The sequence below is a fragment of the Cellulosimicrobium sp. SH8 genome (assembly GCF_025818875.1).
GTDB lineage: Bacteria > Actinomycetota > Actinomycetes > Actinomycetales > Cellulomonadaceae > Cellulosimicrobium > Cellulosimicrobium cellulans_D.
Window position 1 is genome coordinate 1 of sequence record NZ_JAMXMH010000022.1, and the last position, 3,211, is coordinate 3,211.

A 3,211-nucleotide genomic window follows, 5' to 3' on the forward strand; every position below is an offset into this window, starting at 1 on the left:
GACCAGACCGACGTCCCCGAGTCCGCCGACTGGTGGAACTCCACCTACTGCATCATGTGGGGCTCCAACGTCCCGGTGACCCGCACCCCCGACGCGCACTTCATGGCGGAGGCGCGGTACCGCGGCCAGAAGGTCGTGACCGTGTCGCCGGACTACGCGGACAACACCAAGTTCGCCGACGAGTGGCTCGCGCCCCATCCCGGCACCGACGGCGCCCTCGCCCAGGCGATGGGCCACGTCATCCTCACCGAGTTCCACGTGCGCGACCGCGCACCCCGGTTCCTCGACTACATGGCGCAGTACACCGACGCCCCGTATCTCGTCACGCTGGAGAAGCGCGGGGACGCGTACGTACCCGGGCGGTTCCTCACGGCGGACCGGCTCGCGGGCACCCCCGCGGCCGACCAGGCCGGTGCCGCGAACGCGGCCTCCAAGACCGTGATCCTGTCCCGCGAGGGCGACGTCGTCGTCCCCAACGGGTCGCTCGGGCACCGCTACGGCGACCCCGGTCGCTGGAACCTCGACCTCGAGGGCGTCGAGCCGGCGCTGTCGGTCGCGGACCTGTCGGGCGGCGCGTCGGGCGATCCGGTCGCCGTCGACCTCCCGCGCTTCGACCTCGCCCCCGAGGAGGGCGCCGAGCACCAGGGCGGCGCGGGCGCCGTCCGGCGCGGCGTGCCGACGCACCGCGTGGGCGAGCACCTGGTGACGACGGTCTACGACCTCCTGCTCGCGCAGTACGGCGTCGACCGCCCCGACCTCGACCTGCCGGGTACGTGGCCGACGGGCTACGACGACCCCGCGACCCCGGGCACCCCGGCGTGGCAGGAGGAGATCACCGGCGTCCCCGCCGTGGCCGCGGCGCGCATCGGGCGCGAGTTCGCGCAGAACGCGCTCGACTCGGGCGGCCGGTCGATGATCATCATGGGCGCGGGGACCAACCACTGGTTCCACTCCGACACGATCTACCGCACGTTCCTCGCCCTCGTGACCATGACCGGCTGCCAGGGCGTGAACGGCGGCGGCTGGGCGCACTACGTCGGGCAGGAGAAGGTCCGCCCGATCACGGGGTTCCAGCAGTACGCGAACGCGGCGGACTGGGTCCGGCCACCGCGCCTCATGATCAGCACGGCGTTCTGGTATCTCGCGACGGACCAGTGGCGCTACGACGGCCTGCCCGCGGACGCGCTCGCATCCTCGCTGGCGCCTGGGAAGCTCGCCGGCCGCACGACGGCGGACACGCTGGTGGAGTCCGTCCGTCGCGGCTGGACGCCGAGCTACCCGACGTTCGACCGCAACCCCCTCGACCTCGTGGACGAGGCCGAGGCGGCGGGCAAGGACCCGGTGCGCCACGTCGTCGACCAGCTCTCCTCGGGCGGGCTGGACTACGCGTGCGCGGACCCCGACGACCCGGCGAACTTCCCGCGCGTGCTCACCGTCTGGCGCGCGAACCTGCTGGGGTCGTCGGGCAAGGGCAACGAGTACTTCCTCAAGCACCTGCTCGGGACCGACGCCGCGGTGCGCGCACCGGAGTCGGGGCCGGGCCGGCGGCCGCGGGACATCGCGTGGCACGACGAGGCGCCGCAGGGGAAGCTCGACCTGCTCGTCACGGCCGACTTCCGGATGACGTCGACGACGCTGTTCTCGGACGTCGTGCTGCCGGCGGCGACGTGGTACGAGAAGCACGACCTGTCCTCCACGGACATGCACCCGTTCGTGCACTCGTTCAACCCGGCGATCAGCCCGCCGTGGCAGACGCGCACCGACTTCGACATCTTCCACACGCTCGCCCGGCACATCTCGCAGATGTCGGAGACGCACCTGGGCGTGCGCAAGGACGTCGTGGCCGTCCCGCTCGCGCACGACACGCCGGACGCCATGGCGACGCCGCACGGCGAGGTCCTGCCGCAGGGCGAGCTCGTGCCCGGGGTGACCATGTCCAAGCTCGTCGTCGTCGAGCGCGACTACCCCGCGCTCGCGGCGCGGCTCGCGGCCCTCGGCCCGCTCACCCAGAAGGTCGGCATGGTCACCAAGGGCGTCGCGTTCGACCCGACGCCGGAGGTCGAGCGGCTCGCCGTCGCGAACGGCGTCGTCGCCGAGGGCCCGACGGCGGGGCGTCCGCGCCTGGACCGGGACACCCACGTGTGCGAGATGATCCTCGCGCTGTCGGGGACGACGAACGGGCGGCTCGCGGTGCAGGGGTTCGAGGACCTGGAGCGTCGCACCGGGCAACGTCTGGCCGACCTGGCGCGGGACGAGCAGGGCAAGAGGATCACCTTCCCGGACGTGCAGTCCCGCCCGACGGCGGTCATCACCTCTCCCGAGTGGTCCGGCTCGGAGCACGGCGGGCGGCGCTACAGCGCGTTCGTCATCAACGTGGAGCGGCTCAAGCCCTGGCACACGCTCACGGGCCGCCAGCACTTCTTCCTCGACCACGACTGGATGACGGAGCTCGGCGAGCAGCTCCCGGTCTACCGTCCGCCGCTGGACATGCACCGCCTGTTCGGCGACTCGCGGGTCGGCGACACGTCCCCCACGGGAGCGGAGGGGTCGGAGGGTTACGCCGAGGTCGCGGTGCGGTACCTGACCCCGCACTCGAAGTGGTCGATCCACTCCGAGTACCAGGACAACCTCTTCATGCTGTCCCTCTCGCGCGGCGGCCCCACGATCTGGATGAGCCCGCAGGACGCGGAGAAGATCGGCGTCGCGGACAACGAGTGGATCGAGTCCTACAACCGCAACGGCGTCGTGGTCGCCCGAGCCGTCGTCTCGCACCGCATGCCCGAGGGCACGGTCTTCATGTACCACGCGAAGGACCGGACCGTGGACGTGCCGCGGTCGGAGACGTCCGGGCTGCGGGGCGGGATCCACAACTCGCTGACCCGCGTGCTGCTCAAGCCCACCCACCTCATCGGCGGCTACGCGCAGCTCTCGTACGGCTTCAACTACATCGGCCCGACAGGCAACCAGCGTGACGAGGTCACGGTGATCCGTCGACGGAGCCAGGAGGTGACGTACTGATGCGGGTGATGGCGCAGATGTCGATGGTGATGAACCTGGACAAGTGCATCGGGTGTCACACGTGCTCGGTCACGTGCAAGCAGGCCTGGACCAACCGGACCGGGGTCGAGTACGTGTGGTTCAACAACGTCGAGACCCGCCCCGGCCTGGGGTACCCCCGCACCTACCAGGACCAGGACCGCTGGCAGGGCGG

The 3,211-nt window shown here is 71.4% G+C and carries 1 protein-coding gene and 1 pseudogene; both read left to right on the forward strand.

The annotated features are described in order from the left end of the window. A partial coding sequence (locus tag NF338_RS20930; protein WP_264032513.1) for a nitrate reductase subunit alpha occupies positions 1-3,018 on the forward strand: 3,018 nt, incomplete at its 5' end. Further along, a pseudogene (gene narY, locus NF338_RS20935) lies at positions 3,018-3,211 on the forward strand (nitrate reductase subunit beta); the annotation flags it as partial. The gene NF338_RS20930 and the pseudogene narY, both read left to right, overlap by 1 nt.